The sequence below is a fragment of the Bradyrhizobium sp. JHI2711 genome, from assembly GCF_056156565.1.
Window position 1 is genome coordinate 1190803 of record NZ_JBPZPT010000002.1, and the last position, 25705, is coordinate 1216507.

General features: G+C 65.7%; 22 protein-coding genes. 12 read left to right on the plus strand and 10 right to left on the minus strand.

What is annotated here, in order from left to right; all coding sequences use genetic code 11:
- Positions 1 to 18: 18 nt before the first annotated feature.
- Positions 19 to 735: an MgtC/SapB family protein gene (locus tag ACTEK7_RS18130; RefSeq protein WP_225146340.1), complete on the plus strand. Its 717-nt coding sequence runs from the start codon at positions 19 to 21 to the stop codon at positions 733 to 735.
- Positions 736 to 836: 101 nt separating this feature from the next.
- A complete protein-coding gene (locus ACTEK7_RS18135) occupies positions 837 to 1175 on the plus strand; it encodes a hypothetical protein (protein ID WP_225146341.1) in 339 nt (112 codons plus the stop codon).
- 179 nt (positions 1176 to 1354) lie between these two features.
- On the opposite strand, the gene ACTEK7_RS18140 is transcribed toward ACTEK7_RS18135, so the two are convergent.
- The 5 genes from ACTEK7_RS18140 to ACTEK7_RS18160 all read right to left on the minus strand — a co-directional run bounded on the left by ACTEK7_RS18140 (position 1355) and on the right by ACTEK7_RS18160 (position 6185).
- Entirely contained in the window at positions 1355 to 2797 is a 1443-nt protein-coding gene (locus ACTEK7_RS18140) for a homospermidine synthase (RefSeq protein WP_225146342.1), read from the minus strand.
- A 59-nt stretch (positions 2798 to 2856) separates the two neighbouring features.
- Positions 2857 to 3246 carry a RidA family protein gene (locus tag ACTEK7_RS18145; RefSeq protein WP_036036634.1) on the minus strand — a complete coding sequence of 130 codons (390 nt, stop codon included), beginning with the start codon at positions 3244 to 3246 and terminating at the stop codon, positions 2857 to 2859.
- Positions 3247 to 3392: 146 nt separating this feature from the next.
- Complete coding sequence (locus tag ACTEK7_RS18150; protein WP_035997718.1) at positions 3393 to 3980, minus strand: GNAT family N-acetyltransferase; 588 nt, start codon at positions 3978 to 3980, stop codon at positions 3393 to 3395.
- A 134-nt stretch (positions 3981 to 4114) separates the two neighbouring features.
- The gene (locus tag ACTEK7_RS18155) at positions 4115 to 5257 is read right to left on the minus strand and encodes a type III PLP-dependent enzyme (protein ID WP_225146343.1); all 1143 of its coding nucleotides are present in this window, start codon (positions 5255 to 5257) and stop codon (positions 4115 to 4117) included.
- 673 nt (positions 5258 to 5930) lie between these two features.
- Positions 5931 to 6185, minus strand: a complete 255-nt coding sequence (locus ACTEK7_RS18160; protein WP_035997726.1) for a hypothetical protein — start codon at positions 6183 to 6185, stop codon at positions 5931 to 5933.
- A 136-nt stretch (positions 6186 to 6321) separates the two neighbouring features.
- On the opposite strand from ACTEK7_RS18160, the gene ACTEK7_RS18165 reads away from it, so the two are divergent.
- Genes ACTEK7_RS18165 through ACTEK7_RS18180 form a run of 4 tightly spaced genes read left to right on the plus strand, consistent with a single transcriptional unit; the run spans position 6322 to position 10599 of the window.
- Positions 6322 to 8403: a M3 family metallopeptidase gene (locus ACTEK7_RS18165; RefSeq protein WP_225146344.1), complete on the plus strand. Its 2082-nt coding sequence runs from the start codon at positions 6322 to 6324 to the stop codon at positions 8401 to 8403.
- A complete protein-coding gene (locus tag ACTEK7_RS18170) occupies positions 8403 to 9041 on the plus strand; it encodes a DUF1007 family protein (protein ID WP_225134567.1) in 639 nt (212 codons plus the stop codon). Before ACTEK7_RS18165 ends, ACTEK7_RS18170 begins: the two co-directional genes overlap by 1 nt.
- Positions 9038 to 10153, plus strand: coding sequence for a nickel/cobalt transporter (locus ACTEK7_RS18175; RefSeq protein WP_225146345.1), 1116 nt, complete (start codon positions 9038 to 9040; stop codon positions 10151 to 10153). The genes ACTEK7_RS18170 and ACTEK7_RS18175 overlap by 4 nt, the downstream gene beginning before the upstream one ends.
- Before the next feature lie 8 nt (positions 10154 to 10161).
- Positions 10162 to 10599, plus strand: coding sequence for an acyl-CoA thioesterase (locus ACTEK7_RS18180; RefSeq protein ID WP_035997736.1), 438 nt, complete (start codon positions 10162 to 10164; stop codon positions 10597 to 10599).
- Between the two features lie 6 nt (positions 10600 to 10605).
- Here the strand turns inward: ACTEK7_RS18180 and ACTEK7_RS18185 are convergent, their stop codons facing one another.
- Positions 10606 to 11004 carry an MAPEG family protein gene (locus ACTEK7_RS18185; protein ID WP_035997738.1) on the minus strand — a complete coding sequence of 133 codons (399 nt, stop codon included), beginning with the start codon at positions 11002 to 11004 and terminating at the stop codon, positions 10606 to 10608.
- An 83-nt stretch (positions 11005 to 11087) separates the two neighbouring features.
- Between ACTEK7_RS18185 and hemH the strand changes: the two genes are divergently transcribed.
- From hemH to ACTEK7_RS18205, 4 genes are all read left to right on the plus strand, one after another.
- Positions 11088 to 12125 carry a ferrochelatase gene (hemH, locus tag ACTEK7_RS18190; RefSeq protein ID WP_225146346.1) on the plus strand — a complete coding sequence of 346 codons (1038 nt, stop codon included), beginning with the start codon at positions 11088 to 11090 and terminating at the stop codon, positions 12123 to 12125.
- Positions 12126 to 12135: 10 nt separating this feature from the next.
- The gene (locus ACTEK7_RS18195) at positions 12136 to 13113 is read left to right on the plus strand and encodes an ABC transporter substrate-binding protein (RefSeq protein WP_225146347.1); all 978 of its coding nucleotides are present in this window, start codon (positions 12136 to 12138) and stop codon (positions 13111 to 13113) included.
- 343 nt (positions 13114 to 13456) lie between these two features.
- On the plus strand, positions 13457 to 14446 hold the full coding sequence (locus ACTEK7_RS18200) for an SPFH domain-containing protein (protein WP_225146348.1): 990 nt from the start codon (positions 13457 to 13459) through the stop codon (positions 14444 to 14446).
- 25 nt (positions 14447 to 14471) lie between these two features.
- Positions 14472 to 14915 (plus strand): NfeD family protein, encoded by a 444-nt coding sequence (locus ACTEK7_RS18205; protein ID WP_225146349.1) that lies wholly within the window; start codon positions 14472 to 14474, stop codon positions 14913 to 14915.
- A 181-nt stretch (positions 14916 to 15096) separates the two neighbouring features.
- On the opposite strand, the gene ACTEK7_RS18210 is transcribed toward ACTEK7_RS18205, so the two are convergent.
- The gene (locus tag ACTEK7_RS18210; RefSeq protein WP_057028213.1) at positions 15097 to 15423 is read right to left on the minus strand and encodes a winged helix-turn-helix transcriptional regulator; all 327 of its coding nucleotides are present in this window, start codon (positions 15421 to 15423) and stop codon (positions 15097 to 15099) included.
- Between the two features lie 83 nt (positions 15424 to 15506).
- Here ACTEK7_RS18210 and ACTEK7_RS18215 point away from each other — a divergent pair, with 83 nt between their 5' ends.
- Complete coding sequence (locus ACTEK7_RS18215; protein ID WP_225146505.1) at positions 15507 to 16058, plus strand: carboxymuconolactone decarboxylase family protein; 552 nt, start codon at positions 15507 to 15509, stop codon at positions 16056 to 16058.
- 164 nt (positions 16059 to 16222) lie between these two features.
- Here ACTEK7_RS18215 and ACTEK7_RS18220 read toward each other — a convergent pair whose 3' ends face one another.
- Entirely contained in the window at positions 16223 to 17230 is a 1008-nt protein-coding gene (locus ACTEK7_RS18220; protein WP_225146350.1) for a KpsF/GutQ family sugar-phosphate isomerase, read from the minus strand.
- 191 nt (positions 17231 to 17421) lie between these two features.
- Here ACTEK7_RS18220 and ACTEK7_RS18225 point away from each other — a divergent pair, with 191 nt between their 5' ends.
- Positions 17422 to 19164: an outer membrane beta-barrel protein gene (locus ACTEK7_RS18225; RefSeq protein ID WP_036021389.1), complete on the plus strand. Its 1743-nt coding sequence runs from the start codon at positions 17422 to 17424 to the stop codon at positions 19162 to 19164.
- Positions 19165 to 19347: 183 nt separating this feature from the next.
- On the opposite strand, the gene ACTEK7_RS18230 is transcribed toward ACTEK7_RS18225, so the two are convergent.
- Positions 19348 to 20799 (minus strand): glutamate synthase subunit beta, encoded by a 1452-nt coding sequence (locus ACTEK7_RS18230; RefSeq protein WP_225139351.1) that lies wholly within the window; start codon positions 20797 to 20799, stop codon positions 19348 to 19350.
- 146 nt (positions 20800 to 20945) lie between these two features.
- A complete protein-coding gene (gene gltB / locus ACTEK7_RS18235; protein WP_225146351.1) occupies positions 20946 to 25691 on the minus strand; it encodes a glutamate synthase large subunit in 4746 nt (1581 codons plus the stop codon).
- Positions 25692 to 25705: the final 14 nt, after the last annotated feature.

Below are 25705 nucleotides of genomic sequence, written 5' to 3' on the forward strand. Positions count from 1 at the left end.
CCCGCCGTATAGGGAACCATGCGATTTCTGACGACCTTCCAGCTTGCCGACTTTCGCGACACCCTGGTCAGCCTGATCACGGCCTTCGTGCTGGGCACGCTGATCGGCGCCGAACGGCAATACCGTCAGCGCACCGCGGGGCTGCGCACCAACGTGCTGGTCGCGGTGGGCGCTGCCGCCTTCGTCGATCTCGCCATGCAGCTGGATGGCGCCGACGGCGCGGTCCGGGTGATCGCCTATGTCGTCTCCGGCATCGGCTTCCTGGGAGCCGGCGTCATCATGAAGCAGGGCATGGATGTGCGCGGGCTCAACACCGCGGCGACCCTGTGGGCCTCGGCCGCGGTCGGCTCCTGTGCCGGCGCCGACATGATCGCACAGGCGGCCGCGCTGACCGTGTTCGTCATCGCCGGCAACACCATGCTGCGCCCGCTGGTCAACGCCATCAACCGCATCCCGCTGAACGAGAAGGCGCTGGAGGCGACCTACTATTTCAAGCTCGCGGTTGCGCCCGACGCCTTGCCCGACATGCGTGACCGCCTCGTCGACAAGCTCGAAGCGGCGAAATATGCGGTGGCCGATATCGAAGTCGCCGAGATCAGCGAGGGCATTCTGGAGATCGCCGCCAAGCTGGTTGCGACCGCGGTCGACCCGAACGAGCTGAACGCGGTCGCGACCGATCTGCAGCATCTGCCAGGCGTCCGGCATGCAACATGGGAAGTCAGCACGACGGAGTAGCGCGGCGTTTTGGCGCGTGCGGGTGGGTTCCGCGCGTTTTCAGGTTCCGGAACCGGCGCGCCCCAGTTTCGTTGATTCCGCGAACAAAGGCGGTGATCGACATGCCCGGCCGAGATGACAAACGTAGACTGAAGCTCAACCTGACAATCGCCGGTGCGCTGTTCGCAGCAGGCGTTGCGGTGTCGGTGATGTCCCTGGCGCAAATCCGCGCCGAAAGCCGCATGCAGCTGGCGCAGGCGACGCCCCCGCTCCAGGGCACCCCGTCCGACGAACAGAGCAAGGTGCCCGCGGAGGCGAAGCCCGGCGGTGATCGCCCGACCACGCCGGCCCCCGAGCCGGCACGGCCGGAGCCGCAGACTCAGGGCGCGGCTGGTGCGGCCAAACCGGCACTGCCGCCGGCCCCGGCCGAGAAGATCGCGCCGCCGATCAAGGAGAAGTAGCTGGCAGCGGCGCTCGTCACCACAAGAACGGTGTCATCACCCGCGAAGGCGGGTGATCCAGTATTCCAGAGGCCGTTCGGCTAGAATCGAGAAGCCGCGGCGTACTGGATGCCCCGCCTTCGCGGGGCATGACAGTGGTGTGCGTTGCGCGCCCGGCGACGCTGGACGCGTCGCTCGCCTCACCGCACTAGTATATTCCGGAACTGCCAGGGATCGCTGCTGTCAATATCCTCCGGGAACAGTCCCGGACGATCCGTCAGCGGCGTCCAGTCGGTATAAAAGCCCTTCACCGGGCCGAGATAGGGCAGCTGAACTTCGAGCAGGCGCTCGAAATCCATCTCGTCGGCCTCGACGATGCCTTCGTTCGGGTTCTCCAGCGCCCAGACCATGCCGCCGAGCACGGCGGAGGTCACCTGCAGGCCGGTGGCGTTCTGGTAGGGCGCGAGCTCGCGGGTCTCTTCGATGGAGAGCTGCGAGCCGAACCAATAGGCGTTCTTGTCATGGCCGAACAGCAGCACGCCGAGCTCGTCGATGCCGTCGACGATCTCGTTCTCGTCGAGGATGTGGTGCTTTTCCTGCATCTTCCCGGCGCGGCCGAACATTTCATGCAGCGACAGCACGGCATCGTCGGCCGGATGGTAGGCATAGTGGCAGGTCGGCCGGTAAATCGCCTTGCCCGACGCATCGCGCACGGTGAAGTAATCGGCGATCGAGATCGACTCGTTGTGGGTGACGAGGAAGCCATACTGGGCGCCGCGGGTCGGGCACCAGGTGCGCACGCGCGTGTTGGCGCCGGGCTGCATCAAATAGATGGCAGCGCCGCAGCCGGCTTCATGAGTGTGCGCATTCTCGGGCATCCATTTCTCGTGGGTGCCCCAGCCGAGCTCGGATGGCTGCATGCCTTCCGACAGGAAGCCTTCCACCGACCAGGTGTTGACGAAGACGTCGGGCTCCTTCGGCTTCTTCGAGCGCTGGGTGTCGCGCTCGGCGATGTGGATGCCCTTGATGCCGGCCTGCCGCATCAAATCCGCCCATTCGCCCTTGGTCTTCGGCCTGGGTGCATTGAGCTTCAGATCGGCCGCGACATTGAGCAGCGCCTGCTTGACGAAGAAGGAGACCATGCCGGGATTGGCGCCGCAGCAGGACACGGCCGTGGTCGAGCCGGCGGGACGGGCCTTCTTGGCGGCCAGCGTCGTTTCGCGCAGCGCGTAGTTGGAGCGCGCTTCCGGACCCTTCGAGGAATCGAAATAGAACCCGAGCCAGGGCTCGTTGACGGTGTCGATGTAGAGTGCGCCGAGCTCGTTGCAGAGCTCCATGATGTCGGTCGAGCCGGTATCGACCGACAGATTGACGCAGAACCCCTGGCCGCCGCCCTCGGTGAGCAGTGGGGTCAGCACCTCGCGGTAATTGTCCTTGGTCAGCCCCTTCTGGATGAAGCGGACATTGTGCTTCTCGCAAAGCGCCTTGCGGCCCTCGTCCTTGGGATCGAGCACGGTGATGCGCGACTTGTCGTAGTCCAGATGCCGCTCGATCAGGGGCAGCGTGCCTTTGCCGATGGAGCCGAAGCCGACCATGACGATGGGGCCGGTGATCTTCGCGTAGATCTGCGAGGGAGGGCTCATGGGATGGATTCTCCGGAACGTGCTGGCAGTGAGGGATGGATCAGGCGCTGCAGCGCTTGTCAGATGCTGCGGCGCTTGGCGGTGACTTCAATCTCGACCTTCATCTCGGGCCTCGCCAGGGCAGAGACGACCAGCAAGGTCGCCGCCGGCCTGATGTCGCCGAGGACCTCGCCGCAGACGGCGAAGTGGGCATCGATATAGCTGGCGTCGGTCACGTAATAGGTCGCACGGACGATATCGGCCATCTCGAATCCGCCCTCCTTCAGGGCGGCGGCGATGGTCTTGAAGCAGTTGCGTGACTGGCTCGTGACATCTGATGGCATCGTCATCGTGGTGTAGTCATAGCCGGTCGTTCCCGCGACGAAGGCGAACTCGCCGTCGATCACGGCACGGCTGTAGCCGACGGACTTCTCGAGCGGGGAGCCGGTGGAGATCAGGCGACGGGACATGGTCATGGGCCTCGACTGAAGGGGTGTTTCGCGGGGTTAAAGGGCGTTTCCGGCGCCTGCGCAACCCCAAAGGAACGGGCCTCGCGCAGGCGCGGCAGGGCGTTTCCACTCGATGCGGCTGCGGTCTTCGCTACGCCAGCGATCCCTCAGGCCGCGTGCGCCTCAGGCGCGCGAACCGACCTCCGTTTGGGCAGGGCCGCGCCGGTCGGGACGATCATCCCGGCGGCGCCATCGAGCGCGCCATCAGTGAACTCGATCGCCAGCAGGCGGTTGCGCTCGAACGGGCCGGGCAGCGACAGCTCGGCGGTCTTCTCGGCTGTGAAGCCGAAGCGGGCGTAATAGGGGGCATCGCCGAGCAGGATCACGGCGCCATGCCCGCGCGCCCGGGCGGCAGCCAGCGCTTGTTGCATCAGCGCGGCGCCGATCCCGAGCTCGCGGCAGGCAGGGTCGACCGCCAGCGGTCCGAGGACCAGAGCGGGCCTGCCTCCGGCGCTGACATGCCACAGCCGCACGGTTCCCACGAGCTTGCCCTCGCGCATCGCCGACAGGGCAAGGCCTGCAGCGGGCGCGCGTCCGTCGCGCAGGCGCTGGCAGGTGCGGCCATGGCGGTTCTCGCCAAAGCAAGCATCGAGCAGCGCTTCACGCGTCGCGACGTCTCCAGCACGTTCCGCACGGATCACGAACGGAGCGGCTTTCGAGGTGAGGGCAACTTGCGGCTTCCGAGGAGCAGTCATGGCACGTCAGTCCCCGCTTGAACCGGCGTGCGCACAGCACGCCTGTCCAAGACGTCGTCAGAAATCGAGATGTTGGATGAGGAGCCGGCGGACCGGCTCCCGGGTTCGTCAGGCCTCTGGAAAAGAGAGGCGGATCAGATGTGGTACGTCCGCAGCGGCGGAATGCCGTTGAACGCCACCGACGAGTAGGTCGACGTATAAGCCCCGGTGCCTTCGATCAGCACCTTGTCGCCGATCTCGAGCGTCACCGGAAGCGGGTACGGGGTCTTCTCGTACAGCACATCGGCGCTGTCGCAGGTCGGACCTGCGAGCACGCACGGGGTCATGTCCGCGCCGTCGTGACGGGTGCGGATGGCGTAGCGGATCGACTCGTCCATGGTCTCGGCGAGACCGCCGAACTTGCCGATGTCCAGGTACACCCAGCGCACCTCGTCCTCATCGCTCTTCTTCGAGATGAGCACGACCTCGGATTCGATGATGCCGGCGTTGCCCACCATGCCGCGGCCCGGCTCGATGATGGTCTCCGGAATCTGGTTGCCGAAGTGCTTGCGCAGCGCGCGGAAGATCGAGCGGCCGTAGGTGACGACCGGCGGCACGTCCTTCAGGTACTTGGTCGGGAAGCCGCCGCCCATGTTGACCATGGACAGGTTGATGCCGCGTTCGGCGCAGTCGCGGAACACCTGCGAGGCCATCGCCAGTGCACGGTCCCACGCCTTCACCTTGCGCTGTTGCGAGCCGACATGGAAGGAGATGCCGCACGGCTCCAGGCCCAGGCGCTTGGCGAGGTCGAGCACCTCGACCGCCATCTCCGGGTCGCAGCCGAACTTGCGCGACAGCGGCCACTCGGCGCCGGCGCAGTCATAGAGGATGCGGCAGAACACCTTCCCACCGGGAGCGGCGCGGGCGATCTTCTCGACCTCGGCGGCGCAATCGACCGCGAACAGGCGAATGCCGAGCGCGAAGGCGCGAGCGATGTCGCGCTCCTTCTTGATCGTGTTGCCGAAGGAGATGCGGTCGGGCGTCGCACCCGCAGCCAGCGCCATCTCGATCTCGGCGACCGTGGCGGTGTCGAAGCAGGAGCCCATGGACGCCAGCAAGGCCAGCACTTCCGGCGCCGGGTTCGCCTTGACGGCATAGAACACGCGGCTGTCGGGCAGCGCCTTGGCGAAGCTCTGGTAATTGTCGCGCACGACCTCGAGGTCGACGACGAGGCACGGCTCGGTGTCGAGGCCTTCGTTGCGGCGGTTGCGCAGGAATTCCTGGATACGTTCGGTCATGGCACTCTCCAACGGTCCCAGCGACGGGAGCCGTATCAACGTGACGTCTGATGAGAGTGCTTCGGCCGCATCGCGCGATGGAGGCGCGCTGGGGCCAAAAAACTCAAACCAGACTGTGCTGCCGTGGATTGGTTGGGAGAGTTTCCCGCCCGCTCACCTGGCAATGAAGGACAAGCCTTTTCAGTAGCCCGCGCCGGCGTTGGACTGCCGGTAGAGACCAAAAAAGCCCGATCCGTCGTTGCTTTAAGTCGCGTCCCCCGTTGAGAGCGGGGTGCGCCGGTTCGCCTCCGGCTGCCAGTCACGGTTGCAAAGAGCGAAGTCACCTTCGACATGGCATCTCTTTGAGAGAGATGCTGGGCGCTCCGGGTTTGCTTCGGTCGCTCGACGTTTCAGTCTCGACTTCCGCACTTCCGAAGAGCCCCTCGGCTTCTTCACCCCTTGGCGGCTGTCCGGCCTCTTGTCCGGATACCTACCGACTGACACACGACCACAGGCACGTGCGAAATTGGGCAAGTCCGCACATAAGCGTTTTGACTGTGGTTCGCAAGAATTTTTTTAGGCTGCGGACAGGATTGCCTAACATCTGCTTGCGCACTGTTGCGCGAGCGACGCGGAAGATGAACGCGCGTTAAGTTTTCGCCGCGCAGCGCGTGCTGCCCACGCGCGAGACGCGTCAGCCGCGCTTGGTGAAGGGCTCGATGCGCTGAGCGCCGCGGATGAAGGCGGTCATCACGAGCACGCCGAGTGCGAACAGCACGGCCTGCAGGATATGGGCGCCTTGGTCGCCGAGCCCGAACAGGATCGCGAGCGCCCAGCCGCCGGCAAACGCCGCGCCGAACACCTCGGCGCCGATCAGGATGGCGGCGCTGATGACGGTGATGACGCTGGACCAGACGATCTGGCGGGACGATGAGGAAGGCGCGTTCATGGCTTCAGGGGATCCTGGCTTCGAGGGCCGCAATCTCCCCGAAAAGGCGGCCGGGGGCAAGGGCAAACGGCCCAAAAAAGCCCCACGCGTGCTATAGCTGGCCGCAACAATCGAGCCACGAAATCCGGGACTTGCGATGTCAGAAACCCGCCAAACTACGGACGCCGAGACCAATCCGCTGCTGAAGGCCTGGGTGACGCCGTTCGCGACCCCGCCCTTCGACGAGATCAAGCCGGAGCATTTCCTGCCGGCCTTCGAGCAGGCCTTCGCCGACCACGCCGCCGAGATCGCGGCGATCACCAACGATCCCGCGGCGCCCGACTTCGCCAACACCATCACGGCGCTGGAGCGCTCGGGCAAGCTCCTGAGCAAGGTCGCGGCGGTCTTCTACGACCTCGTCTCGGCGCATTCCAACCCGGCCATCCTGGAGATCGACAAGGAGGTCTCCTTGCGGATGGCGCGGCACTGGAATCCGATCATGATGAACGCCGTGCTGTTCGGCCGCATCGCCCATCTGCACGAGAACCGCGCGGGTCTCGGTCTCACGCCCGAGCAGCTCCGTCTGCTGGAGCGCACCTACACCCGCTTCCACCGCTCCGGCGCCGGCCTCTCCGAGGAGGCCAAGACGCGGATGGCCGAGATCAACGAGCGGCTGGCCCAGCTCGGCACCGGCTTCAGCCACCATCTGCTCGGCGACGAGCAGGACTGGTTCCTGGAGCTCGGGGAGTCCGACCGCCAGGGCCTGCCGGAGAGCTTCGTCGCCAGCGCCAAGGCTGCGGCGGAAGAGCGCGGCATGGCAGGCAAGGCCATCGTCACGCTGTCGCGCTCCTCGGTCGAAACGTTCCTGAAGAGCTCCGCCCGGCGTGACCTCCGCGAGAAGGTCTACAAGGCCTTCATCGCGCGCGGCGACAACGGCAACGCCAATGACAACAATGCGACCATTGTCGAGATCCTGAAGCTGCGCGAGGAGAGCGCCGGGCTCCTGGGCTATCCGACCTACGCCGCCTACCGGCTCGAGGACTCCATGGCCAAGACGCCGGACGCGGTGCGCGGCCTGTTGGAGCGGGTCTGGAAGCCGGCCCGCGCCCGCGCGCTTGCCGACCGCGACGAGATGCAGGCGCTGATCACGGAGGAGGGCGGCAATTTCAAGCTCGCCCCTTGGGACTGGCGCTTCTACGCCGAGAAGCTGCGTCTGCAGCGCGCCAATTTCGACGATTCCGCGATCAAGCCGTATCTCGGTCTCGACAACATGATCGCCGCCGCCTTCGACTGCGCCACGCGCCTGTTCGGCGTCACCTTCGAGGAGCGCAAGGACGTTCCGGTCTGGCACCCGGACGTCCGGGTCTGGGAGATGAAGGACAGGGGCGGCAAGCACAAGGCGCTGTTCTATGGCGACTACTTCGCCCGGCCGTCCAAGCGCTCCGGCGCCTGGATGACCTCGCTGCGCGACCAGCAGAAGCTCGACGGCGACGTCGCGCCGCTGGTTCTCAACATCTGCAATTTCGCCAAGGGCGCCGGCGGCGAGCCGTCGCTGCTGTCGCCCGACGATGCCCGCACCCTGTTCCACGAGTTCGGCCACGGCCTGCACGGCATGCTCTCCAACGTGACCTATCCCTCGCTGTCGGGCACCTCCGTGTTCACCGACTTCGTCGAGCTGCCGTCGCAGCTCTACGAGCACTGGCAGGAGCGGCCCGAGGTGCTGCAGAAGTTCGCCCGCCACTACCAGACCGGCGAGCCGCTGCCGGACGACCTGCTGCAACGCTTCCTCGCCGCGCGAAAATTCAACCAGGGCTTTGCCACGGTCGAGTTCGTCTCCTCGGCGCTGGTCGACCTGGAATTCCACACCCAGCCGGCCGCCGCCGCGCAGGATGTCCGCGCCTTCGAGAAACGCGAGCTGGAGAAGATCGGCATGCCCGAGGAGATCGCGCTGCGTCACCGGCCGACGCAGTTCGGCCACATCTTCACCGGCGACCATTACGCCGCCGGCTATTACAGCTACATGTGGTCGGAGGTGATGGACGCCGACGCCTTCGGCGCGTTCGAGGAGGCCGGCGACATCTTCGATCCCGCCGTGGCCAAGCGCCTGCACGACGACATCTATTCGTCGGGCGGATCGGTCGATCCGGAAGCCGCCTACGAGGCGTTCCGCGGCCGCCCGCCGGAGCCGGATGCGCTGCTCCGCCGCCGCGGCCTGCTCGAAGACGCCAAGGCAGCCTGATGAGCATGCGCGCCCTGTTCGGATACCTGCTCGCCGCCGCGATGACGCTCGCGGCCGGAGCAGCGAATGCACATCCGCATGTCTGGATCACCGCCACTAGCGAATTGCTCTATGCCGCCGACGGCAGCATCACCGGCGTGCGCCATGCCTGGACCTTCGACGACATGTTCTCGGCCTATGCGGTGCAGGGGCTCGAGAGCAAGACCAAGGGCGCATACACAAGCGAGGAGCTGAAGCCCCTGGCGCAGACCAATGTCGAGTCGCTGAAGGAATACGCCTACTTCACCTTCGCCAAGGCCGACGGCAAGAAGGAGCGGTTCCAGGAGCCGGTCGACTATTTCCTCGACTACAAGGACACGGTGCTGACCCTGCACTTCACGCTGCCGCTGAAGAACCCGGTCAAGCCCAGGCAGCTGGTGCTCGAAGTGTTCGACCGTTCCTTCTTCATCGACTTCCAGATGGCCAAGGACAGTCCGGTCAAGCTGGTCGGTGCGCCCGCGGGGTGCCAGATGAAGCTGGAGCGGCCGAACGACGGCACCGCGAGCGCGCAGAAGCTGAACGAGCAGACCTTCCTGAACGGTGAGAACTCGAATTTCGGCATGATGTTCGCCAACAAGATCACGGTGGATTGCCCTTGAAGCCGCAACTCTCTCCGCTTGCGCGTGGGCTGCTCGCCGCTGCCGCTGTGCTGCTGGTCGTGGCCGTGACTGATGCCGCTCTTCATGATCTTCTCGCGCAAAACCCGTTCGGTGCGCCGCGACCGGCGCAGGCGGCCCAGCCTGAAGCAAGCGGCCTCATCGGCTGGCTGCTCGCCAAGCAGTCGGAATTCTATCGCCAGATGTCGGCGACGATCCGCGCCGCGAAGTCCGATGGCTCGGCGGTGTGGACGCTGCTGTTCATCTCGTTCGCCTACGGCATCTTCCACGCCGCCGGTCCCGGCCACGGCAAGGCGGTGATCGCCTCCTATCTGGTCGCCAACCGCGAGACGGCGCGGCGCGGCATCGCGCTGTCCTTTGCCTCGGCCCTGATGCAGTCGCTGGTCGCGATCCTCATCGTCGGCATCTCGGGCTGGCTGCTGAATGCGACGGCCAAGACGATGTGCAAGGCGGAAGGCGTGATCGAGATTGCGAGCTACGCCCTGATCGCGCTGTTCGGCCTGCGCCTGGTCTGGGTCAAGGGCCGCACCTTCGTCCGCGCATTTCAGGCCATCCAGCCGGTGCCGGCGATGGCGGGCGTGCCGCACGACCATGATCACCACCATCATGATGCGCATGATCATCATCACCACGATCACGGCCATGATCAACACCATGGCCACGGCCACGCTCACCATCACCACGGGCACGACCACGTCCACGACGAGCATTGCGGCCATTCCCACGGACCCACGCCAAGCGAACTCGCCGGCCCCGGCGGCTGGCGGCGCGGCTTCGCTGCGATCCTGACCGTCGGCATCCGCCCCTGCTCGGGCGCAATCCTGGTCCTGGTGTTCGCGCTGGCGCAGGGCCTGTTCTGGGCAGGGATCGCCGCGACCTTCCTGATGGGGTTGGGCACCGCGATCACGGTGGCGGCCATTGCTGTCGTCGCCGTCTCCGCCAAGGACATCGCCGCCCGCCTCAGCGCCGGACGCGACGGCGGTGGCGCGCTGTTTATGCGCGGCATCGAGTTCGGCGCCGCGAGTCTGGTCCTGCTGTTCGGCGTCGGCCTCCTGTTCGGCTACATCGCCGCCGAACGGACCACGTGTTTTTGAGGCGATAGATGTCGCGCGAACACTTCTGGTTCTTCCATCCGTTCCGGGTGCGCTATTCCGAGATCGACGGCCAGGGCGTCGTCTTCAACGCGCATTATTTGACCTATTTCGACACCACCATCACCGAATATTTCCGCGCGCTCGGCTTCGACCAATATGCGGATGCAAAGGCGAGCGGCATCGATTTCCACGTCGTCAAATCGCTGATCGAGTACAAGGCGCCTGTTAGGTTCGACTGGGAGCTCGACGTCGGCGCGCGCGTGGCGCGGATCGGCAATTCGAGCCTCCTGTTCGAGCTCGCCATCTTCCGGAAGGGCGGCACTGAGGCTCTGGTAACCGGCGAGATCGTCTGGGTCTATACGGACCAGAACACCCATCGTCCGGTCACGATCCCGGCATCAATGCGGGCACTGATCGCGACGCGAGAACGCCATCTTTCGGCGTGAAGCCGCTCACACCGGCAGAAACCGCTTCAATGCCGGCATGAAGAAGATGCCGAGATTGATCGCAAAGCCGATGCTCCAGAGGATCGAGCGCAGCGTCGGGCGGTTGCCGAGATACGTCAGCACATAGGCAATCCGCACGATCAGGAACAGCGCCGCGAGCTCGTCGATCAGCCGCTGCGGCGCTTCCCTGTATTCGGCGAGCAGCACCGCGAACGCAAAGAACGGAAACGTCTCGATGCCGTTCTGGTGCGCGCCGAGCGCGCGTTGCGACAGGGCGTCCTCATAGAAGGCGGGGTCGCGCGGCCGGGAATTGTCGAAGCGGCGAAACCTGATCCATTTTACCGTGACGATCGTCGACAGATAGAGCAGCAGCGCCCCGAAGACGCACCATTCCGCGAGTGTCATCCTGCCTCCCCCCGCTTGGGTGCGACCCTAGCGAACCCCGGCTCATCTTGACAAGTTCGGACCAACGCGCGACCCAACCAGTCATGAACAGCGTCCTCCCCCGCGAGACCGCGAAACCGGCCACCCGATCCGCCCTACCGCGCGTCGGCGTGCTCCTGATCAATCTCGGAACGCCCGATACGGCCGATGCTCCGGGCGTGCGGGTCTACCTCAAGGAGTTCCTCAGCGACGCCCGCGTCATCGAGGACCAGGGCCTGATCTGGAAACTGGTGCTGAACGGGATCATTCTGCGCAGCCGTCCGCGCACCAAGGCGGTCGACTACCAGAAGATCTGGAACAATGAGCGGAACGAGTCGCCGCTGAAAACCATCACGCGCTCGCAAAGCGACAACCTCGCGGCCGCCTTGTCGGACCGCGACAACGTCGTCGTGGATTGGGCGATGCGCTACGGCAATCCGTCGATCAAGTCGGGCATCGACGCGCTGATCGCGAAGGGCTGCGAGCGTATCCTGGCCGTGCCGCTCTATCCGCAATATTCGGCCTCGACCTCGGCGACCGTCTGCGACGAAGTCTTCCGCGTGCTCGCGCAGCTGCGGAACCAGCCGACTCTGCGGGTGACGCCGCCCTACTATGACGACAAAGCCTATATCGAGGCGCTCGCCGCCTCGATCGAGGGCCATCTGGCGACGCTGTCCTTCAAGCCGGAGCTGATCGTGGCATCCTTCCACGGCATGCCGAAAGCCTATGTCGACAAGGGCGATCCCTATCAGCAGCACTGCATCGCGACGACTGAGGCGCTGCGCCGCCGGCTCGGCATGGACGAGACCAAGCTGCTGCTGACCTTCCAGTCGCGCTTCGGCAACGACGAGTGGCTGCAGCCCTATACCGACAAGACCATGGAGCGGCTTGCCAAAGAGGGCGTGCGCCGCATCGCGGTGGTGACGCCGGGCTTTTCCGCCGACTGCCTGGAGACGCTGGAGGAGATCGCGCAGGAGAACGCGGAGATATTCAAGCACAATGGCGGCGAGCAGTTTTCCGCGATCCCCTGCCTCAACGACAGCGGACCGGGCATGGACGTGATCCGCACCCTGGTGCTGCGCGAGCTCCAGGGCTGGATCTGATGGGCGTCCCATGAACCGCCGCCGGTGCCTGGCGCTTCTGGGGATGTTCGCGGCGCTGCCGGCCCCGGCCCTGGCGCAGCAGCCGAACGCGACACGGCGGCTCGGCGTGCTCTCGGTCACGGCTGCTGATGATGCGATCGGCCAGACGCGCAGCATGGCCCTGGTCGAAGCGCTCGCCGGCCAAGGCTGGAAGGAGCGCGACAATCTCAAGATCGATTGGCGCAACGGCGGCGGCGAGCGCGCCCGCATCGCGCAGCTCGCCGACGAGCTGATCGCGCTCAAGCCCGACATCCTGCTTGCGGTCGGCACACCCTCGGTCGAAGAGCTGCGCCGGCGCACCACGACGATCCCGATCGTGTTCGCCGTCGTCACCGATCCCGTCGGCCAGGGCTTCGTCGAAAACCTCGCGCATCCCGGCGGCAACCTCACCGGCTTTACCGATTACGACGGTCCGCTCGCCGGCAAATGGCTGGAGATGCTGACGCAGGTCACGCCGAAGGTGTCCCGCGCTGCGGTCGTCTTCAATCCCGCCACCGCGCCGTTCGCGCCACTGATGTTGCGCGCCATCGAGGACGCCGCACGGACGCTGCGCCTGACGGTCGAGCCCGCGCCCGTCCATGACGCCGTCTCGATCGGGGCGCTGGCTTCCAGGCAAGACGGCGCCATCCTGGTCCTGCCGGACTTCTTCACCATGGCCAACCGCGCGCAACTGCTCTCGGCGATCGCACAGGCGCGTGTACCCGCGGTATTCTGGAGCCGGACGTTCGTCGATGAGGGTGGGCTGATGTCCTACAGCACCGACAGCGTCGAGCAGCTTCGCCGCGCCGCGGACTATATCGATCGGATCCTGAAGGGCGCACGGCCGGCCGACCTGCCGGTGCAGAATCCCACCAAGTTCGAGCTGGTGATCAACCTGAAGGCGGCGAGAGCGCTCGGCATCACGCTTTCCCCGGGCCTGCTTGCAATTGCGAATGACGTGATCGAATGAACCCGTCCGTGACGGACGCCTCGCCCGAATTCGTTAATTTCCGCCGCTAGAGCATGATCCGGAAAAGCGTGAAGCGGTTTTCCGAAAAGATCATGCTCAAACAATAACCTAAAGTGCGATGACGATTCATCCTGATCGCATCGCGCTTTAGGCCTGCGCCCGCGCGCTTTCAAGAGCCTGTCGCAAATACATATCGCGACCGTTCTCTTGCTGTGTGTCTTGTGTGGAATTGCTCCGATACCGACGTGAATTGCGACCGCTGAACCGGTAGGATCGTGATCCCGACCAATGACAGCGCCGGAAAGGGCTTTTTCCTGACGTCTTGTCCCGGCTTGGAGGAGATATGAGCGGCTTCGACATTTTCGCGATTGTTCTGGTTTTGCTCGTCATCGTCACGCTGGTCGCCGGCGTGAAGACGGTGCCGCAGGGCTATGACTGGACCATCGAGCGGTTCGGCAAATACACCCAGACGCTGAGCCCCGGGCTCAATTTGATCGTGCCCTATTTCGATCGCGTCGGGCGCAAGATCAACATGATGGAGCAGGTGATCGACATTCCCGAGCAGGAGGTGATCACCAAGGACAACGCCACCGTGACGGTGGACGGCGTCGCCTTTTATCAGGTGTTCGATGCCGCCAAGGCGAGCTACGAGGTCGCCAACCTGAACCAGGGGATTACGGTGCTCACCATGACCAACATCCGCTCGGTGATGGGCTCGATGGACCTCGACCAGGTGCTGTCGCACCGCGACGAAATCAACCAGCGCCTGCTCCGTGTGGTCGACGCCGCGGTCTCGCCCTGGGGCGTCAAGGTCAACCGCATCGAGATCAAGGACATCGTGCCGCCCGCCGACCTGGTCGAAGCCATGGGGCGGCAGATGAAGGCCGAGCGGGTCAAGCGCGCCGACATTCTCGCGGCCGAAGGCCAACGCCAGTCCGAGATCCTGCGCGCCGAGGGCGCCAAGCAGGGCCAGATCCTCCAGGCGGAAGGCCGCCGCGAGGCCGCCTTCCGCGATGCCGAGGCGCGCGAGCGGTCGGCCGAAGCCGAGGCCAAGGCCACGCAAATGGTCAGCGAGGCCATCGCCAAGGGCGATGTCGCTGCGCTAAACTATTTTATCGCCGATAAGTATATCAAGGCATTCGGGCAGCTGGCCGACTCGCCGAACCAGAAGGTCATCATGCTTCCGGTCGAAGCGATGAGCATGCTGGGCTCGCTCGCCGGTATCGGCGAAATTGCGAAGGCCACGTTCGGGGAGAGCGCGGTGGCCGCGGCCCGCCGCGGCGGCTCGGTACCGTCGTCGGGCCCGACACTGCCGTCCGTGCCGCAGCAATAACGGGACTATTCACAGAGGTCGTGTCATGACCGACATGTTCGTATCGCTCGGCAACTGGAACTGGCTGATCCTCGGCTTCATCCTGATGGCCCTGGAGGTGCTGGCGCCCGGCATCTTCCTGTTCTGGCTTGGGCTCGCTGCGCTGCTGGTCGGCCTGATCTCGTTCGCGGCTGCGATCTCCTGGCAGGTCCAGCTCGTGATGTTCGCGATCTTCGCCGCAGCTGCCGTGCCGGTCTGGCGCCGTCTTGCCAAGCCGAAGCCGGAGGCTAGCGCCAGCCCGTTCCTCAACAAGCGTACCGAAGCCCTGCTCGGCCGTGAGTTCACGCTGGAGAAGCCGATCATCGACGGCACCGGCACCGTGCGGATCGGCGACACGGTATGGCGCGTGGCTGGGCCCGATACGCCGGCCGGCACGCGGGTGAAGGTGGTACAGGTCGACGGCGCGAACCTGACGGTCGCCGCGGCGTGAGGACTTTTCCCCTCTCCCCTTGCGGGAGAGGGTGGCTCGCCGCAAAGCGGCGAGACGGGTGAGGGGTGTCTCTCCGCGATAGCTAAGCTGAGTTCGTGGAGAGAGACCCCTCATCCGGCGCTTCGCGCCACCTTCTCCCACAAGGGGAGAAGGAACACCAGCGCGTGGCAACGAGTGATGCTCACCTTCTCCATCGCTCCGCAAACCTGTGTAGTGGCATGAAGGTCTCGCACAATTCCCGGCCCAGCGGTGTCAGTCCGTAACCTCCGCCGTCGCCCAGCTCCACGAAGCCCGCCTCGCGCAGCTCGGTCAGCCGGGCCTGCAGCACCGTGGGCGAGGCCTCGTCGCAGGCGCTGCGCAGGGCGCGCGAGGTGAGGGGCTCTCCCCGCAACTCCCACAGGATCCGCAAGGCCCAGCGCCGGCCGAGCAGGTCGAGCAAAGCCATGATCGGCCGCCCGGTGCGCGAGCCGCGGACGCTGCGTGTATTCGAGCCGGCCTGTTTCGCCATCGTCGCCTCTTGCGTCGTGCTACAAATAATGTAGCGTATTGCTACGATAAATGTAGCAAAGGAGCCGGCCTATGTCTGCCGCGATGTCCCAGGTCCCACCGCGCATCGCCCCGCTCTCGCCGCCTTATCCCCCGGAGATCCAGGCGCAGTTCGATCGCATCATGCGGGGTGCGCCGCCGCTGGTGCTGTTCCGGGTGATGGCGGGCCATGGCCGGGCCTGGGACAAGTTTCGCGCGGGCGGGCTGCTTGATCCGGGGCCGCTCTCGCTGCGGCAGCGTGAGATCGTCATCGACCGCACCTGCGCGCTGAACGGATGCGAATACGAATGGGGCGTGCATGTCGCGATCTTCGCCGGGCCGGCGAAGCTCACCGCGGAGGAGGTGCGTGCGACGGTGCTGGGTGATACGAATTCGGCCCTTTGGTCGCCGGCCGAGCAGGCGCTGATCGCAGCCGTCGACGCGCTGCATCATCGCGCGACACTCGCGGACGAGGAGTTCGCCGCGCTGTCGACGCATTACGACGAGGCGCAGATCCTGGAGATCATGCTGCTGTGCGGCTTCTATCACACGGTGTCGTATCTGGCGAACGGGCTGCGCTTGCCGCTGGAGGAGAACGCGGCGCGGTTTCCGGCGTAGGTCTCTCCACCGTCATTGCGAGGAGCGTCTCATCTTCACCGTCATTCCGGGGCGCGCGAAGCGCGAGCCCGGAATCCATCGGGCAGCGACCTCGGGGTGAAATGGATTCCGGGTTCGCGCCAAGTGGCGCGCCCCGGAATGACGGGTGAAGCGGGCTGCGCGCCCTACGCCACGCCCGCGCGCAGCAGATCGTGCAGGTGCACGATCCCGACCACCTTGCCCGCTTCCGTCACCAGCAGCGAGGTGATCTTGCGGGTGTTCAGCACCTCGATCATCTCGGTCGCGAGCATCGAAGGCGGCACGGTCTTGGGCTGCTTCGTCATGATCTCGTCGACGGTCACCGTCAGCAGATCGGGCCGCATGTGGCGGCGCAAATCGCCGTCGGTGATGATGCCGACGGCCTCGCCCGCATCGTTAACGATGCAGACGCAGCCGAGCCCCTTCGCCGACATCTCGACCACGGCTTCCGACATCTCGGTGCCGAGCGGCTTGAGCGGAATCTCAGCGCCCGTGCGCATGTAGTCGCGAACGAATTTCAGCATCGCGCCCAGCTTGCCGCCGGGGTGGAAATGCGCGAACTCCAGCGCGGTGAAGCCGCGGCCCTCGAGCAGCGCGATCGCGAGCGCGTCGCCGATCGCGGCCTGCATCAGGGTCGAGGTGGTCGGCGCCAGATTGTGCGGGCAGGCCTCGCGCGCCTTCGGCAGCTCGATCACGAGGTCGGCGGCTTGGCCGAGCGAGGACGACGCGCTCGAGGTCACCGCGATCATCGGGATCGCAAAGCGCGCCGAATAGTTCACGAGATTCTTCATCTCCGGCTGCTCGCCGGACCAGGACAGCGCCATGATGACGTCGTCGGGCGTGATCATGCCGAGGTCGCCATGACCAGCTTCGGCGGCGTGCACGAAGAAGGAAGGCGTGCCGGTCGAGGCCAGCGTCGCGGCGATCTTGCGGCCCATATGGCCTGACTTGCCGAGCCCGGTGACGATGACGCGGCCCTTGGCATTGCGGATCAGCTCGACCGCCTTGGCGAACGGCTCGCCCAGCGGGCCGCGCAGCGCGCTAGCGAGCGCATTGATGCCGCCGCTCTCCGTCTCCAGCGTGCGGAGCGCGGATTCGACGCTATCGGGAATGGAGCCGGATGATTGGGTCATCAGCGGTTTCGAGCTCGGCATGGTCGGGTCCAGGGAGGAGGGGCGTTCGCCCATTGGCGCCTGCTTAGCACGCCCCGATCAGCGAGGCGACGCGCGGCCGGATGCCCTCAACCGGTCATTAACCATAATTGTTTTAACTCCATTAACGATGGTTCTCGCCAGTCGGCGGGGATGATCGAGAAAGTGTTTGATTTCGTTGGGGTAATTCCATCGTGGGGTCGTCTCCAGGCAGGGGCCGGAGCAAGGTCGCGCATTTCCTGCGCGCCTCTTTGCCGTGCCTCGCGCTGACCACCCTCGCAAGCGGCCCGGCGGCGGCCCAGGGGCTCACGCCCGACCTGTTCAATCCCAACCGCGGCGCCTTCGCCTCGCCTGAGACGCTGCCGACCCGCCGCACCGCCGGCGTACCCCAGGCGCCCTCCGATGCCTTGCCGAAACTGCCTGATCCCAACGCCGACCCGCGCCAGCGCCAGCAGGCGCCGGCGAGCTCGCGTGTCGGTCAGGTCCCGACCTACGGCCTGCCGGCCGCCACCGGCGCGAGCGGCTCCGGCTACGACTCGCTCAACCGCAAGCGCCAGCAGCCCAAGCTCTATCCGGGCCAGCCGAAGCCGAAGCGCGCCGCCGGTCCCGGCTCACCGCCGCCGCCCGCAACGCCGGCCACGACGCTGGGCCCGCCGCGCATCGCGCCACCGCCCTCCGAGACCGCGCACAAGGTCCCGGTGCCGGCGGCGATGGCGGGCAACGTGCCCGGCCAGCCGCTGCGCCGCCGCCTCAGGGCCGATGACGATCCGTTCGGCGCGGTCGGCGATTACGCCGGCAGCTTCCTGATCAAGGGCGGGCTCGAACTCTCCGCCGGCTACGACAGCAATCCGACGCGCCTCAACAGGCCCGTCGGCTCGCCGGCCTATGTCATCGCGCCCGATCTGCTCGTGGTGTCGGATTGGGAGCGCCACGCGCTGGTCGCCGATCTGCGTGGCTCGTTCTCGGGCTACACCAAGGACATGCCGGCGACGATCAACGGCTTGGCCTCGCCGTCGCCGGTCGAGGCCAATCGTCCCGATTTCAACGGCCATGTCGATGGCCGCCTCGACGTCACCCGCGATTTCAAGCTGACCTCGCAGCTGCGCCTGCGGCTCGCCACCGACAATCCTGGCAGCCCCAACGTGCAGGCCGGCCTGCAGAGATATCCGGTCTACGCCGCCTATGGCACGACGCTCGGCTTCGACCAGACCTTCAACCGCTTCCAGGTCGCGGCCGGCGCCACCATCGATCGCACCGCCTACACCGATTCCAAGCTCACCGACGGCTCGACCTTCAGCAACGACGACCGCAACTTCAACCAATATGGCGGCGTCGGCCGCTTCTCCTACGACCTCAAGCCCGGCCTAAAACCCTTCGTCGAGATCCAGGGCGATACCCGCGTCCACGACCAGGCTTCCGACCGCAACGGCTATTTCCGCGATTCCAACGGCGGCTATGCCAAGGTCGGCTCGTCCTTCGAGTTCTCGCGCATCCTCACCGGCGAGATCTCGGTCGGCTATTCCGCGCGCAGCTACACCGATCCGCGCCTCAGCCAGCTCGCAGGGTTTCTGACCACGGGCTCGCTGATCTGGAGCGCCAGCGGCCTCACCACGGTGAAGTTCTTCACCGACACGCAGATATCGGAGACCACGGTCCCCGGCTCATCCGGCGTCCTGGTGCGCACTTACTCCGCCCAAGTCGACCACGACTTCCGCCGCTGGCTCACCGCGGTCGGCAAGTTCACCTACGGCACGCTCGACTACCAGGGCCAGAACCGCAACGACAAGACCTACTCGTTCGAAAGCAATTTGATCTACAAGCTCAACCGCAACATCTGGGTCAAGGGCACGCTGCGCCACGACATCCTGAATTCGAGCCAGCCGGGCTCGAGCTCGCAGGGCACGGTGGTGCTGCTCGGGGTGAGGCTGCAGAATTGAGGCGCTTGTTAGCGCGTCGCACGAGACGAAGCCGAAAGGCGCGGCTCTCTCCAATTGTCATTCCGGGGCGCGCCACTTGGCGCGAGCCCGGAATCCATCGGGCGTCTGGGTTGGTGATGAATGGATTCTCAGGTGCGCAATTGCGCACCATAGCTCGCGCTTCGCGCGCCCCGGAATGACATCTCAGCGCGGCAAATCCGTCTTCCCCATAAGGAACGTATCGATCGACCGCGCGCACAGCCGGCCCTCGCGGATCGCCCACACGACGAGCGATTGCCCACGCCGCATGTCGCCGGCGGTGAACACGTTGGGGCGCGAGGTCTGGTAGTCCAGCGTGTTGGCCTTGACGTTGCCGCGCGGGTCGAGCTCGACCGCGAGCAGCTTGAGCAGGCCCTCGTGCACGGGATGGACGAAGCCCATCGCGAGCAGGACCAGCTCGGCATCGAGCTCGAACTCGGTGCCGGCAATCGGCTTGAACTTGTCGTCGACGCGGACGCAGTGCAGCTTCTTGACCTGGCCGTTCTCGCCCGAGAACTTCTGGGTCAGCACGGCGTATTCGCGCACCGCGCCTTCGGCCTGGCTCGAGGAGGTCCGCATCTTCAGCGGCCAGTTCGGCCAGGTCAGGCCCTTGTTCTCGCGCTCAGGGGGAGCGGGCATGATCTCGAGCTGCGTCACCGAGAGCGCGCCCTGGCGCAGCGAGGTGCCGATGCAGTCGCTTCCGGTGTCGCCGCCGCCGATGACGACGACATGCTTGCCGCCGGCCAGGATCTCCTGGACGCCGCCGAGCGGCTCCTCGGAGACGCGGCGGTTCTGCTGCGGGAGGAAGTCCATGGCGTAGTGGATGCCGGCGAGCTCGCGGCCGGGGATCGGCAGGTCGCGCGGGGCTTCCGCACCGCCGGTCAGCGCCACGGCGTCGTACTCGTTGAGCATCTCGCGCGGATCGACGTTGCCCTCAGCGCCGACATGGCTGTTGTAGTGGAAGGTGACGCCTTCAGCTTCCATCTGCGCCACGCGGCGGTCAATGACGCCCTTCTCCATCTTGAAGTCGGGGATGCCGTAGCGCAGCAGGCCGCCGGCCTTGGCGTACTTCTCGTAGAGGTGGACGTCGTGGCCGGCGCGCGCCAGCTGCTGCGCACAGGCCATGCCGGCCGGACCCGAGCCGATCACCGCGACTTTCTTGCCGGTCTTCACAGTCGCGACTTCCGGCTGGAGCCAGCCATTGTCCCAGGCGCGATCGACGATCGCGCATTCGATGGTCTTGATGGTGACGGGGTTGTCGTCGATGTTGAGCGTGCAGGACGCCTCGCACGGCGCCGGGCAAATGCGCCCCGTGAACTCCGGGAAATTGTTGGTCGAATGCAGGTTGCGCGAGGCTTCTTCCCAATTGCCCTGGTAGACGAGGTCGTTCCAGTCGGGAATCTGGTTGTTGACCGGACAGCCCGGCGTGCCCGGCGCGACCGAGCCGGTGCCGTGGCAATAGGGAATGCCGCAATTCATGCAGCGCGCGGCCTGGTCGCGCACCTCCTTCTCGGAGAGCGGAACGACGAATTCCTTGTAATGCTTCACGCGCTCGGCGACCGGGGTGTACTTGCGGTCGTGCCGTTCGATTTCCAGAAAACCCGTGATCTTGCCCATTAAACCCGAAGTCCCTGCCGCTTAAATTCGTCTTGTTGTTTCCTCACCGTCATTGCGAGGAGCGAAGCGACGAAGCAATCCAGTCTTTTTTCCGCGGAGAGATTCTGGATTGCTCCGCTTCGCTCGCAATGACGAGGTGTAATGCCTTACGCCCCGATCGCGATTTTCGGCTCGGCGTCCGCGTTGGCCGCCATCTCGCGCAGCGCGCGCCGGTACTCGACCGGCATCACCTTGCGGAATTTGGGCAGCCAGTCCTTCCAATTGGCAAGGATGTCGGCGGCGCGCTTGGAGCCGGTGGCTTTGGCGTGGCGCGAGATCAGGACGTGCAGCCGCTCGACGTCGGAGGCGAGCAGGTTCCTGAACACGTCGACCCGGCCATGCGCCTCGAGGTCGCCGGCATGGTGATAGGTGCCGGCGTTGATCAGCTCCTCCGACAGCACCGGCTCGAGCTCGACCATGCTGAGGTTGCACAGCTTGTCGAAGTCGCCGGCCTCGTCGAGCACGTAGGCGATACCGCCGGACATGCCGGCCGCGAAGTTGCGCCCGGTCTTGCCGAGCACGACCACGATGCCGCCGGTCATGTATTCGCAGCAATGATCGCCCGCGCCCTCGACCACGGCGACCGCGCCCGAGTTACGCACGGCAAAACGCTCGCCGGCGATGCCACGGAAGTAGCACTCGCCCTCGATCGCGCCGTACATCACGGTGTTGCCGACGATGATGCTCTCTTCCGGCACGATGGCCGAGTTCCTCGGCGGCTTGACGATGATCTTGCCGCCCGAGAGGCCCTTGCCGACATAGTCGTTACCCTCACCTTCGAGCTCGAAGGTGACGCCGTGGGCGAGCCAGGCGCCGAAGGCCTGGCCCGCGGTGCCCTTGAGGCTGACATGGATGGTGTCGTGCGGCAGGCCGGCATGGCCGTAGATCTTGGCCACCGCGCCGGACAGCATCGCGCCTGCGGAGCGGTTGGTGCTGTTGATGGCGGCCTCGATCTTCACCGGCGCGCCGCGATCGAGCGCTGCCTGCGCCTTCTCGATCAGCGTGCGGTCGAGCACCGCCTCCAGATGATGGTTCTGGCGCTCGGAGTGATAGATCTTCTGGCCCTTCTCTTCCTTCTGCTTGACGAAGAGCTTGGAGAAGTCGAGCCCCTTGGCCTTCCAATGCGCGACCAGCTTGGTCTGGTCGAGCAGCTGCACCTGGCCGACCATCTCGTTGAAGGTGCGGAAGCCGAGCGAAGCCATGATCTCGCGGACTTCCTCGGCGACGAAGAAGAAGTAGTTGATCACGTGCTCGGGCTGGCCGGTGAAGCGCTTGCGCAGGACAGGGTCCTGGGTCGCGACGCCGACCGGGCAGGTGTTGAGATGGCACTTGCGCATCATGATGCAGCCGGCCGCAATCAGCGGCGCGGTGGCGAAGCCGAACTCGTCGGCGCCCAGCAGCGCGCCGATCACGACGTCACGGCCGGTGCGGAAGCCGCCGTCGACCTGGACCACGATGCGGCTGCGCAGCCGCTCGCGCACCAGGGTCTGGTGGGTTTCGGCGAGCCCGATTTCCCACGGCGATCCCGCATGCTTGATCGAGGTCAGCGGCGAAGCACCCGTGCCGCCCTCGAAGCCCGCGATGGTGACATGGTCGGCGCGCGCCTTGGCAACGCCCGCGGCCACAGTGCCGACGCCGATCTCCGAGACGAGCTTGACCGAGACGTCGCCGGTCGGGTTGACGTTCTTGAGGTCGTAGATGAGCTGCGCCAGGTCCTCGATCGAGTAGATGTCGTGGTGCGGCGGCGGCGAGATCAGGCCGACGCCCGGCGTCGAGTGCCGGACTCTTGCGATGGTCGCGTCGACCTTGTGGCCGGGCAGCTGGCCACCTTCGCCGGGCTTGGCACCCTGCGCCATCTTGATCTGCATCATGTCGGAGTTGACGAGATACTCCGTCGTGACGCCGAAGCGGCCCGAGGCGACCTGCTTGATCGCCGAACGCATGGAATCGCCGTTCGGCATCGGCTTGAAGCGGTCGGCTTCCTCGCCGCCTTCGCCGGTGTTCGACTTGCCGCCGATCCGGTTCATGGCGATCGCGAGCGTGGTGTGCGCCTCGCGCGAGATCGAGCCGAAGCTCATCGCACCGGTGGCGAAACGCTTGACGATCTCCTTGGCCGGCTCGACCTGGTCGAGCGGGATCGGCTTGCGCTTTTCTTCCTCCGCGTTCTTGATCCGGAACAGGCCGCGCAGCGTCAACAGGCGCTCCGACTGCTCGTTGAGGATCTTGGCGAAGGCGCGATAGCGCTCCTGCGAATTGCCGCGCGCGGCGTGCTGCAGCAGCGACACAGACTCCGCGGTCCACGCATGGTCCTCGCCGCGGCTGCGATAGGCATATTCGCCGCCGACATCGAGCGCGGTCTTGTAGACCTGCGCCTCGCCGAACGCGTCGGCATGGCGGCGCACGGCTTCTTCCGCGATCTCCCCAAGGCCGACGCCCTCGACGCGGGTGTGCGTGCCGGCGAAGAACTTGGCGACGAAGTCGGCCTTGAGGCCGACCGCGTCGAAGATCTGCGCGCCGCAATAGGACTGGTAGGTCGAGATGCCCATCTTGGACATCACCTTGAGCAGGCCCTTGCCGATCGACTTGATGTAGCGCTTGACGATTTCATAGTCGTCGAGCGAGCCGGGCAGGCGGTCCTTCATCGCGGTGATGGTCTCGAACGCGAGGTACGGATTGATCGCTTCGGCGCCGTAGCCGGCAAGGCAGGCGAAGTGATGCACTTCGCGCGGCTCGCCGGATTCGACGACGAGGCCGACCGAGGTGCGCAGGCCGGTGCGGATCAGGTGATGATGCACGGCGGCGCAGGCGAGCAGCGATGGGATCGGCACGCGGTCGGTGCCGACCATGCGGTCGGACAGGATGATGATGTTGACGCCCTCGCGCACCGCGCTTTCGGCGCGCGCGCAGAGCTCGTCGAGCACCTGGTCCATGCCCGCCGCGCCGAGACCGGCGTGGAAGGTGGTGTCCAGCGTGCGCGACTTGAAGTGCGACTCCGCCACCTCCGAGATCGAGCGGATCTTTTCCAGGTCCGCGTCGGTCAGGATCGGCTGGCGCACTTCGAGGCGCTTGGTCGTGGCCATGCCCTGCAGGTCGAACAGGTTCGGCCGCGGCCCGATGATCGAGACGAGGCTCATCACCAGCTCTTCGCGGATCGGGTCGATCGGCGGGTTGGTGACCTGCGCGAAGTTCTGCTTGAAGTAGGTGAACAGCGGCTTGGCCTTGTCCGACAGCGCCGAGATCGGCGTGTCGTTGCCCATCGAGCCCGCGGCTTCCTCGCCCGTGGCCGCCATCGGCGTCATCAGGATGGTGATGTCTTCCTGGCTGTAGCCGAACGCCTGCTGGCGGTCGAGCAGCGACAGGTTTGAGCGCACGCCTGTCGTCGGCACCTTCGGCAGGTCTTCGAGCACGATCTGGGTCCGCTCGAGCCACTCCTTGTAGGGATGGCTGGCGGCGAGCGAAGCCTTGATCTCGTCGTCCGGGATCAGGCGGCCTTGCTCGAGGTCGACCAGCAGCATCTTGCCCGGCTGCAGCCGCCACTTGGTGATGATCTGGTCCTCTGGGATCGTCAGCACGCCCATCTCGGACGCCATGACGATGCGATCGTCCTTGGTGACGAGATAGCGCGCGGGCCTCAGGCCGTTGCGGTCGAGCGTGGCGCCGATCTGGCGGCCGTCGGTGAAGGCGATCGCGGCCGGGCCGTCCCACGGCTCCATCAGCGCGGCATGATATTCGTAGAAGGCGCGGCGCTTCTCATCCATCAAGGGATTGCCGGCCCACGCCTCCGGAATCATCATCATCACGGCGTGCGGCAGCGAGTAGCCGCCCTGCACCAGGAATTCGAGCGCGTTGTCGAAGCAGGCGGTGTCCGACTGTCCCTCATAGGAGATCGGCCAGAGCCGGTTGATGTCCTTGCCGTAGAGCTCGGAGCTGACCGAGGCCTGACGTGCCGCCATCCAGTTGACGTTGCCGCGCAGCGTGTTGATCTCGCCGTTATGCGCGATCATGCGGTAGGGATGCGCCAGCGACCAGGCCGGGAAGGTGTTGGTCGAGAAGCGCTGGTGCACGAGCGCGAGCGCGCTCTCGAAGTCAGCCTCGTGCAGATCGGGATAGTACTTGCCGAGCTGGTCGGCGAGGAACATGCCCTTGTAGATCACGGTGCGGCAGGACAGCGAGCACGGGTAATAGCCGGCGAGGCCGCGGTCGCGGCGCTGGTAGATCGCCTGCGAGATCGACTTGCGCAGGATGTAGAGCCGGCGCTCGAACTCGTCCTCGGTCTTGGCGGTGCCGTTGCGGCCGATGAACACCTGCATGCAGGCGGGCTCGGTCGGCTTCACGGTGACGCCCAGCGAGGAATTGTCGGTCGGCACGTCGCGCCAGCCGAGCAGGGTCAGGCCCTCTTCCTTGATCTGGTCGGCGATGATGCTCTTGATGACGTTGCGCCAGGCGGTGTCGCGCGGCATGAACAACGCGCCGATGGCGTACTCGCCGGGCGCCGGCAGCTTGAAGCCGAGCTCTGAGGCCTTGCGGCTGAAGAAGGCGTGCGGGATCTGCACCAGAATGCCGGCGCCGTCGCCGGCGCGCGGGTCGGCGCCGACGGCGCCGCGATGCTCGAGGTTGCAGAGGATGCTCAGCGCGTCCGAGACGATCTCGTGCGACTTCTTGCCCTTGATGTTGGCGATGAAGCCGACGCCGCAAGAATCCTTTTCCAGGCTCGGATCGTACAGGCCTTCGGCTTTGGGGCGCGAATTGTGCTCTTGAATCGGTGAGGTGATCGGATCGGTCGTTTTCGAGGCGACCGTCGCCGACAGCTCTTCTGCCACGATGTTTGCGCGCTCGAATTGCGACCCGTTCATTGTTCCTGTCCTCT

What these genes read in the sequence shown, in the direction of transcription:
- gltB (WP_225146351.1), bottom strand. Translation starts at nt 25,691, where the DNA reads ATGAACGGGTCGCAATTCGAGCGCGCAAACATCGTGGCAGAAGAGCTG.
- ACTEK7_RS18135 (WP_225146341.1), top strand. Translation starts at nt 837, where the DNA reads ATGCCCGGCCGAGATGACAAACGTAGACTGAAGCTCAACCTGACAATC.
- ACTEK7_RS18160 (WP_035997726.1), bottom strand. Translation starts at nt 6,185, where the DNA reads ATGAACGCGCCTTCCTCATCGTCCCGCCAGATCGTCTGGTCCAGCGTC.
- ACTEK7_RS18140 (WP_225146342.1), bottom strand. Translation starts at nt 2,797, where the DNA reads ATGAGCCCTCCCTCGCAGATCTACGCGAAGATCACCGGCCCCATCGTC.
- ACTEK7_RS18215 (WP_225146505.1), top strand. Translation starts at nt 15,507, where the DNA reads ATGTCCCAGGTCCCACCGCGCATCGCCCCGCTCTCGCCGCCTTATCCC.
- ACTEK7_RS18180 (WP_035997736.1), top strand. Translation starts at nt 10,162, where the DNA reads ATGTCGCGCGAACACTTCTGGTTCTTCCATCCGTTCCGGGTGCGCTAT.
- ACTEK7_RS18210 (WP_057028213.1), bottom strand. Translation starts at nt 15,423, where the DNA reads ATGGCGAAACAGGCCGGCTCGAATACACGCAGCGTCCGCGGCTCGCGC.
- hemH (WP_225146346.1), top strand. Translation starts at nt 11,088, where the DNA reads ATGAACAGCGTCCTCCCCCGCGAGACCGCGAAACCGGCCACCCGATCC.
- ACTEK7_RS18150 (WP_035997718.1), bottom strand. Translation starts at nt 3,980, where the DNA reads ATGACTGCTCCTCGGAAGCCGCAAGTTGCCCTCACCTCGAAAGCCGCT.
- ACTEK7_RS18155 (WP_225146343.1), bottom strand. Translation starts at nt 5,257, where the DNA reads ATGACCGAACGTATCCAGGAATTCCTGCGCAACCGCCGCAACGAAGGC.
- ACTEK7_RS18230 (WP_225139351.1), bottom strand. Translation starts at nt 20,799, where the DNA reads ATGGGCAAGATCACGGGTTTTCTGGAAATCGAACGGCACGACCGCAAG.
- ACTEK7_RS18195 (WP_225146347.1), top strand. Translation starts at nt 12,136, where the DNA reads ATGAACCGCCGCCGGTGCCTGGCGCTTCTGGGGATGTTCGCGGCGCTG.
- ACTEK7_RS18205 (WP_225146349.1), top strand. Translation starts at nt 14,472, where the DNA reads ATGACCGACATGTTCGTATCGCTCGGCAACTGGAACTGGCTGATCCTC.
- ACTEK7_RS18165 (WP_225146344.1), top strand. Translation starts at nt 6,322, where the DNA reads ATGTCAGAAACCCGCCAAACTACGGACGCCGAGACCAATCCGCTGCTG.
- ACTEK7_RS18170 (WP_225134567.1), top strand. Translation starts at nt 8,403, where the DNA reads ATGAGCATGCGCGCCCTGTTCGGATACCTGCTCGCCGCCGCGATGACG.
- ACTEK7_RS18220 (WP_225146350.1), bottom strand. Translation starts at nt 17,230, where the DNA reads ATGCCGAGCTCGAAACCGCTGATGACCCAATCATCCGGCTCCATTCCC.
- ACTEK7_RS18145 (WP_036036634.1), bottom strand. Translation starts at nt 3,246, where the DNA reads ATGTCCCGTCGCCTGATCTCCACCGGCTCCCCGCTCGAGAAGTCCGTC.
- ACTEK7_RS18200 (WP_225146348.1), top strand. Translation starts at nt 13,457, where the DNA reads ATGAGCGGCTTCGACATTTTCGCGATTGTTCTGGTTTTGCTCGTCATC.
- ACTEK7_RS18185 (WP_035997738.1), bottom strand. Translation starts at nt 11,004, where the DNA reads ATGACACTCGCGGAATGGTGCGTCTTCGGGGCGCTGCTGCTCTATCTG.
- ACTEK7_RS18130 (WP_225146340.1), top strand. Translation starts at nt 19, where the DNA reads ATGCGATTTCTGACGACCTTCCAGCTTGCCGACTTTCGCGACACCCTG.